At 63.9% G+C, this 446-nt stretch carries 1 pseudogene; it reads right to left on the minus strand.

Annotation, left to right across the window (positions count from 1 at the left end):
• Positions 1 to 21: 21 nt before the first annotated feature.
• Positions 22 to 396: pseudogene (locus tag B8460_RS20685) on the minus strand (transposase); the annotation flags it as partial.
• Between the last annotated feature and the right edge of the window lie 50 nt (positions 397 to 446).

Below are 446 nucleotides of genomic sequence, written 5' to 3' on the forward strand. Positions count from 1 at the left end.
TCGCCCATCATTGAGCCTTTCTCAAACGGACTCTTGGGCACTCTGCATCGGGTCCGCGGCGTGCTTGAGCGTGTACCCGACGAAAGCGATGACATGGAAGCCAGCGAGCGTTGCGGCATAGCGCTCGTAATCCTTGACCAGCCGGCGGCAGCGTGTAGCCCAGGCGAAGAACCGTTCCACTACTCAGCGTCGAGGCACGAGGACGAATCGGCGCTTTGCTTCCGGACGTTTGACGACGTCAAGGGCAATCCCCTCGGCTGCGGCGGTATCGGCGGCTGCCTCGCCGGTGTAGCCCTGATCGGTATAGGCAAGCCTCACGTTATTGCCGGTTGCACGCTGGATACCGGCCGCAAGACGCCGGACCGCGACCCAGTCTCCGACATCGGCCGGCACCAGTATGACCCGGCTCTACGGCCGCTGTCGGCGCGGCGAACGTCTGCGCATGA

This window comes from Acidisphaera rubrifaciens HS-AP3 (assembly GCF_000964365.1).
Classification (GTDB): domain Bacteria; phylum Pseudomonadota; class Alphaproteobacteria; order Acetobacterales; family Acetobacteraceae; genus Acidisphaera; species Acidisphaera rubrifaciens.